At 39.8% G+C, this 6,471-nt stretch carries 8 protein-coding genes; 5 read left to right on the forward strand and 3 right to left on the reverse strand.

All coding sequences use genetic code 11. The annotated features are described in order from the left end of the window. Positions 1 to 8 precede the first annotated feature (8 nt). The 5 genes from HMPREF9007_RS03415 to HMPREF9007_RS03395 all read left to right on the forward strand — a co-directional run bounded on the left by HMPREF9007_RS03415 (position 9) and on the right by HMPREF9007_RS03395 (position 5,103). Positions 9 to 821, forward strand: coding sequence for a glycosyltransferase (locus HMPREF9007_RS03415; RefSeq protein ID WP_008763340.1), 813 nt, complete (start codon positions 9 to 11; stop codon positions 819 to 821). A gap of 21 nt (positions 822 to 842) precedes the next feature. Next, on the forward strand, positions 843 to 1,469 hold the full coding sequence (locus HMPREF9007_RS03410; RefSeq protein ID WP_008763341.1) for a sugar transferase: 627 nt from the start codon (positions 843 to 845) through the stop codon (positions 1,467 to 1,469). A gap of 19 nt (positions 1,470 to 1,488) precedes the next feature. Next, complete coding sequence (locus tag HMPREF9007_RS03405; protein WP_008763342.1) at positions 1,489 to 2,274, forward strand: polysaccharide biosynthesis/export family protein; 786 nt, start codon at positions 1,489 to 1,491, stop codon at positions 2,272 to 2,274. A gap of 11 nt (positions 2,275 to 2,285) precedes the next feature. After that, a complete protein-coding gene (locus HMPREF9007_RS03400; protein WP_008763343.1) occupies positions 2,286 to 4,718 on the forward strand; it encodes a polysaccharide biosynthesis tyrosine autokinase in 2,433 nt (810 codons plus the stop codon). A gap of 91 nt (positions 4,719 to 4,809) precedes the next feature. After that, positions 4,810 to 5,103 (forward strand): nucleotidyltransferase domain-containing protein, encoded by a 294-nt coding sequence (locus tag HMPREF9007_RS03395; RefSeq protein ID WP_008763344.1) that lies wholly within the window; start codon positions 4,810 to 4,812, stop codon positions 5,101 to 5,103. An 88-nt stretch (positions 5,104 to 5,191) separates the two neighbouring features. On the opposite strand, the gene HMPREF9007_RS03390 is transcribed toward HMPREF9007_RS03395, so the two are convergent. The 3 genes from HMPREF9007_RS03390 to HMPREF9007_RS03385 form a co-directional block, all read right to left on the reverse strand. Beyond that, positions 5,192 to 5,605 (reverse strand): N-acetylmuramoyl-L-alanine amidase, encoded by a 414-nt coding sequence (locus HMPREF9007_RS03390; RefSeq protein ID WP_008763345.1) that lies wholly within the window; start codon positions 5,603 to 5,605, stop codon positions 5,192 to 5,194. A 4-nt stretch (positions 5,606 to 5,609) separates the two neighbouring features. Further along, positions 5,610 to 5,714, reverse strand: a complete 105-nt coding sequence (locus tag HMPREF9007_RS27300; protein WP_008767884.1) for a smalltalk protein — start codon at positions 5,712 to 5,714, stop codon at positions 5,610 to 5,612. Between the two features lie 90 nt (positions 5,715 to 5,804). Beyond that, complete coding sequence (locus HMPREF9007_RS03385; protein ID WP_008763346.1) at positions 5,805 to 6,302, reverse strand: DNA-binding protein; 498 nt, start codon at positions 6,300 to 6,302, stop codon at positions 5,805 to 5,807. Positions 6,303 to 6,471 lie beyond the last annotated feature (169 nt).

A 6,471-nucleotide genomic window follows, 5' to 3' on the forward strand; every position in this document is an offset into this window, starting at 1 on the left:
CTGTTATAATGAAAAATTTTAGTGTGTTGATATCTGTTTACGCACGTGAGCAAGGTGATTATTTGGAAGCGGCTTTAAGGAGTGTGTTGGAACAAACTGTTCCCCCTACAGAAATTGTATTGGTTAAAGACGGTCCGTTAACTCCAGAATTAGATACTGTTATTGCTCATTTTTGTGAGAGATACACTACTCTGAAAATAGTAAAACTAGCAAGGAATATGGGATTAGGTAATGCACTTAATGCAGGCTTGTCTGCGTGTACCTATGACTTGGTTGCACGTATGGACAGTGACGATTTGTCTTTGCCGGATCGATTTGAAAATCAACTGCGGGTATTTGACGAACACCCGGATGTTTCAGTAGTTGGAGGATGGATCTCTGAGTTTGATAATAACTCTAAAGATGTTATTTCGTATCGAAAGCTTCCGCAAACAGATAAAGAACTTAAACGAATTTGTCAGTTAAAAAATCCATTCAATCATATGACAGTAATGTTTTATAAAAGAGATGTACTTGATGCAGGCGGTTATCAGCATTTTTATTTGTTTGAGGACTATTGGCTGTGGATGAGAATGATAAAGAATGGAGTGAAATTTTATAATGTACAGGATGTGTTGGTCAATGTACGGGGTGGAACTGCTATGGCTGCTCGACGTGGGGGATGGAAATATGTAAAAAGCGAAATACGATTTCAAAAGCAGATATGGCAAATGGGCTTAATCAGCTTACATGTATTCTTAAGAAATGTTTGTATTCGTTTTTCTATCCGTATGATACCAAACGGTTTGAGGAGTTTGATTTATAAAAAAGTATTAAGGTAATTCTTTCAATTTAAATATTTTATGGGGTATAGTGAAGAGTTCATTCCGGATGGAATGAATGGTTTTGAACGTAATGTGAAACGAGTAGGGGATTGTATTATTGCGGGAGTTTTATTATTAATATTCTCCCCCTTGTTTTTAATTTGTTATCTGGCAGTGAAGCGTGAAGATGGTGGTCCGGCTATTTTCAAACAAGAGCGTATCGGACGTTTTGGTCATCCGTTTTATATCTATAAGTTTCGCAGTATGCGGCTGGATGCTGAATCTATGGGACCTCAGCTTTACAAAGGTGGCAGAGATCCTCGATTAACTAGAGTCGGTAAGTTCTTGCGCGAACATCATTTGGATGAATTGCCGCAACTTTGGAATGTGTTTTGTGGACAGATGGCCTTTATTGGTCCTCGTCCGGAACGCAAGTTTTATATTGATCAGATAATGGAGCGTGATTCTCGTTATCGATTTCTATATCAGATCCGTCCGGGAGTAACTTCGTATGCTACTCTTTATAATGGTTATACTGATACGATAGAAAAAATGTTGCGTCGCCTGCGTTATGACTTGTTTTATCTGCAACATCGCTCTTGGTTGTTTGACTTTAAAATATTAATAAAAACTTTTGTCTATATAGTTTTTGGTAAGAAGTTCTAATAATAACAGTAAAAGTAATATGAATAAATCCTTTTTAATCGTGTTGCTGGCTTTTGCATTGGTCAGCTGTCAGTCTTATAAAAAAGTGCCCTATCTACAGGATGCCGAGGTGGTGTTGTATGGAGTTCAGAATGAACAGTTGTATGATGCAAAGATCATGCCTAAAGACTTGTTGACGATTGTGGTGTCATGTACGAGTCCTGAGTTAGCCGCACCTTTCAATTTGACAGTTGCTACACAAGGTAACATTGCTTTGAATTATACTACTACTCAGCCAGCTCTACAGCAATATTTGGTTGATAACGAAGGTAAGATTAACTTTCCGGTCTTGGGTGAATTGCATGTGGGAGGATTAACTAAGAAGGGTACTGAACAGATGATTGTGGAAAAACTGAAGCCTTATATAAAAGAAACGCCTATCGTAACTGTACGAATGGTGAATTATAAAATTTCAGTTATTGGAGAAGTCGCCCGTCCCGGTACCTTTACTATCTCGAATGAAAAAGTGAACTTGTTGGAAGCATTGGCTATGGCAGGGGATATGACTGTATATGGATTGCGTAATGATATAAAATTAATAAGAGAGGACGCTAACGGTAAACAGGAGATTATTCCGTTGGACTTAAATAAAGCTGAGACAATTCTTTCTCCGTATTATTGGCTGCAACAGAATGATATCGTCTATGTAACACCCAATAAAGCTAAAGCACGTAACTCTGATATCGGAAATAGTACTAGTTTATGGTTCTCTGCTACCTCTATCCTGATATCTATTGCCAGTCTATTATATAATATCTTAAGATAACATTCGTAACAATGAAAGAAGAACTAACAAACGAGAAATTGCGAGAAGCAGAAGATAAAGAAATAGATATCCGGGAATTGCTTTTTAAATATCTGATTCACTGGCCTTGGTTTGTAGGCACAGTGATAGTGTGTTTAATTGCTGCTTATGTTTATCTGTATATTGCTACTCCTGTATATAACATTTCTGCTACAGTCTTGATTAAAGATGATAAGAAAGGAGGAAGTTCAAACAATGTAGCCGGATTGGATGAATTGGGACTTAGTGGATTGATCACTTCTTCGCAAAGTATAGACAATGAAATAGAAGTGTTGCGTTCTAAAACTCTAGTGAAAGAAGTAGTCAATTACTTAAATTTGTATGTTACTTATCAGGATAATGATCAGATCCCTTCAAAAGAGTTGTACAAGACCTCTCCTGTACAGGTTAGTATGATCCCACAAGAAGCAGAGAATCTGAAGAAGAACATCGTTATTGAAATGGTACTGCACCCACAAGGAAGTTTGGATGTGAATGTGAAAATGGAAGATAAAGAAATTCAAAAGCATTTTGAGGAACTGCCTGCCATCCTTCCTACTAATCAGGGAACACTTTCTTTTTTTCATACTATGGATTCTGTCTCTTCGAAGAAAAATGAAGAAGTGGGTTCTCCTGTTCAAGATGTACGACATATCACAGCTACCATTAGCCAGCCTATGAATGTGGCCAGAGGATATTGTGGGAACTTGACAATTGAACCTACCTCGAAGACTACCTCTGTAGTAACGGTCTCTTTAAAAAACTCCAGTTTGCAGCGCGGGCAGGATTTTATCAACCAGCTGCTCGAGATGTATAATCGTAATACCAACAATGATAAGAATGAAATAGCGCAGAAAACGGCAGAGTTTATTGATGAACGAATTGGTATTATTTCAAAAGAGCTGGGAAGTACGGAAGCTGATCTGGAGACTTTTAAACGTGATGCGGGAATTACTGATTTGAGTAGTGATGCACAAATTGCTCTGACCGGTAATGCTGAATATGAAAAGAAACAGGTCGAGAACCGTACGCAAATTAGCTTAGTGGAAGATTTGAAGAAATACTTAGGTCATAACGAATATGAGATATTACCCAGCAATGTTGGTCTAAAAGACATTACTCTTGCCGCACAGATAGACCGATACAATGAAATGCTTATTGAACGTAAACGTCTGCTTCGTACTTCCACAGAGAATAATCCGGCTATCATCAACTTGGATACCAGTATTCGTGCCACGAAAGCGAATGTACAGGCTACCCTTGAAGGTACATTGCAAGGATTGTTCATCACCAAAGCCGACCTTGACCGTGAAGCCAAACGCTATATGCGTCGTATCAGTGATGCTCCGGGTCAGGAGCGTCAGTATGTGAGTATAGCCCGTCAACAGGAAATAAAGGCGGGATTGTACTTGATGTTGTTGCAAAAGCGTGAGGAAAATGCCATTATGCTGGCTGCTACTGCGAACAATGCGAAGATTATAGATGATGCCATTGCTGATGTTATTCCTGTATCCCCAAGGCGAAGCGTTATTTATTTGGCTGCACTGGTCTTAGGAATTGCGATACCTGTTGTTGTTATCTACCTAATTGATCTGACGAAGTTCAAGATCGAAGGTCGTGCTGATGTGGAGAAACTGACGAGTGTACCTGTTGTGGGTGATATCCCATTGACGGATGAGAAGAATGCCAAAGACGGTTCTATTGCCGTATTCGAGAATCAGAATAACCTGATGAGTGAGACTTTCCGTAACATTCGAACGAATATCCAGTTTATGCTTCAGAATGACAAGAAAGTAATCCTCGTAACTTCAACAGTGAGTGGTGAAGGTAAATCATTTACTTCGGCTAACTTGGCTATCAGTCTTTCTTTATTGGGAAAGAAGGTTGTGATTGTAGGTCTTGATATTCGCAAACCGGGACTGAATAAGGTTTTTAATCTTTCGAGCAAAGAGAAAGGTATTACTCAATATCTTGCCAATCCGGAAATGGATTTGATGAGTTTGGTACAGTTATCTGATGTGAATAAGAATCTGTATATCCTTCCGGGTGGAACCGTTCCTCCCAATCCTACGGAGTTATTGGCACGGGATGGGCTGGACAAGGCTATTGAAATTTTGAAGAAGAATTTTGATTATGTCATCCTTGATACTGCTCCTATCGGTATGGTAACGGATACTTTATTGATTGGTCGTGTGGCGGATTTATCAGCATACGTATGTCGCGCGGACTATACGCATAAGGCAGAATACACATTGATCAATGAACTGTATCATGAACAGAAGTTGCCTAATCTTTGTACTATCATTAATGGCGTAGACCTGAAGAAGAGAAAATATGGTTACTACTATGGCTATGGTAAGTATGGGAAGCATTATGGCTATGGTAAACGTTATGGATACGGATATGGTTATGGGCAAGAGAAGTAATATGAGGAGTACTTGTGAATAGAAAAAAGAAATATCTCTTTGATTATTGAAGGAAAATCTCTTTCTTTGTAATAGACTAAATATATCTGTTATGTTAAGTACTGTAGAATATCTATCTCTTCTTCGTAAATACATGCGGGAGAATGCTGCTAAATATGGTATCTCTCGTATGGGAATATTTGGCTCAGTGGCTCGTGGTGAGCAACATGATGGTAGTGATGTTGATATATGTGTGGAGATAGATAGGCCTTCTATATTTACTTTAGTACATATTAAGGAAGAATTGGAAAAACTACTTAAATGTCCTGTCGATGTAGTTCGATTGCGGAGTAACATGGATGAATTGTTGAGAAACTGTATAAATAAAGACGGGATCTATGTGTAGAAAACAAATCAAAAATGATTTGCCCCAATTGAGAGAAACACTGGAACAAATCATTAATGAGTTTGATAAGTGTGATTGACTTCCTCTTTTACAGTTCCCTATATTCCTCTACACAAGGGTAACACGGACACTCCTTCCACGGATTCAAATCATGATGTCCCACTATCAACGCTTTTGGAAAATTTTTCTTTAGCTCACGGAGCAGAGCTAACAACGATCCCCGTTGCTCTAGCGTACGTGTGTCTTTAGCTTGTCCGTCCGCATCCAGTCCTCCTTCGTAACAGATTCCTATAGAGTGTTCATTGTGATTCAGGCAATGTGCTCCCACCTTTTCCAACGGTCGTCCCAAATGTATTTCCCCATCACGTGTGATGTAGAAATGGTAACCGATGTCACGGAATCCCCGATGTCGGATATGATCCTGTCGGCAAGCCTCCGCCGAGAGGGCTTTTCCCTCCGGCGTGGCACTGCAATGAATGATAATTAGTGTGATGGTCCGCATAAGTTTACATACAACTTTGTACTCCTATCAAACCACCTACGGCAGTAGCGACAGTGATGATTACTTTGATAATGAAACTCCAAACGGAACGGGATGATGAATTACTCATAAATTTTGGTTTTAAATGAAAAAAATATTGATTTTTAATGAGTCTTTAGCCGTGATAAGCTAAAGACTTTGTCAGGGTTTAGGTTATGACTTAAACAGTCGGGTCCGGTGCTTCTTCGTCTCCTTCGTCCGGATTAGGTTTCGGATCGGGAGTGTTGCCTGACCCGGAACCTCCTCCGGGCGTTGTCGGTTTCTGATACTCCGCCTGCTGCTTCAATTGGCTGTCGAGCTTCAGATTGGTTGTCGATAAGTTTCCTGTGGCACGTGCTTTGAGCCGCATACCTGTGATGTTCTTCTCCAGCGAGAACTCTTCCAGCGTTTCGGCAGCCTTGCTGCGGATTCCTACACCGAAGATGGCTAGATCATCAATTTTCACACTTTTGCCGTCGAGCAGCAGTTCCTTGATGCAGTCCACCATATCAGTGAGCACGCCTTTGATCACCCCACTGGAATACGGTGAATTGTGTTTCGACATGTGTTCGGCAAGTTTGGCAAGGTCGAATGTCTCGTCGCTTACCGCCCGGGCGAACCATTTGCCCGCATTCAAGCCTTTCTTCTGTTGGTTCTGATAAATTTTGTAACGAATCATAAAATAATAATTTTAAAGAGTTAAACATACTTTCGTGAGGATTTCTCCCTTTCGATGACACAAAGATAGTATGCTGTAACTCGGAAAAATCGGTTGTGTACAGTGACAGTCGGTAATGTGCAATTGTTGTCAGTTATAGTCTGTTATTCCCTGATAAAACGTAGGTAAT

The sequence above is a fragment of the Bacteroides sp. 1_1_14 genome (assembly GCF_000162515.1).
In the GTDB taxonomy this organism is placed as follows: Bacteria; Bacteroidota; Bacteroidia; order Bacteroidales; family Bacteroidaceae; genus Bacteroides; species Bacteroides thetaiotaomicron.

What these genes read in the sequence shown, in the direction of transcription:
- HMPREF9007_RS03415 (WP_008763340.1), top strand. Translation starts at nt 9, where the DNA reads ATGAAAAATTTTAGTGTGTTGATATCTGTTTACGCACGTGAGCAAGGT.
- HMPREF9007_RS03410 (WP_008763341.1), top strand. Translation starts at nt 843, where the DNA reads ATGGGGTATAGTGAAGAGTTCATTCCGGATGGAATGAATGGTTTTGAA.
- HMPREF9007_RS03405 (WP_008763342.1), top strand. Translation starts at nt 1,489, where the DNA reads ATGAATAAATCCTTTTTAATCGTGTTGCTGGCTTTTGCATTGGTCAGC.
- HMPREF9007_RS03400 (WP_008763343.1), top strand. Translation starts at nt 2,286, where the DNA reads ATGAAAGAAGAACTAACAAACGAGAAATTGCGAGAAGCAGAAGATAAA.
- HMPREF9007_RS03395 (WP_008763344.1), top strand. Translation starts at nt 4,810, where the DNA reads ATGTTAAGTACTGTAGAATATCTATCTCTTCTTCGTAAATACATGCGG.
- HMPREF9007_RS03390 (WP_008763345.1), bottom strand. Translation starts at nt 5,605, where the DNA reads ATGCGGACCATCACACTAATTATCATTCATTGCAGTGCCACGCCGGAG.
- HMPREF9007_RS27300 (WP_008767884.1), bottom strand. Translation starts at nt 5,714, where the DNA reads ATGAGTAATTCATCATCCCGTTCCGTTTGGAGTTTCATTATCAAAGTA.
- HMPREF9007_RS03385 (WP_008763346.1), bottom strand. Translation starts at nt 6,302, where the DNA reads ATGATTCGTTACAAAATTTATCAGAACCAACAGAAGAAAGGCTTGAAT.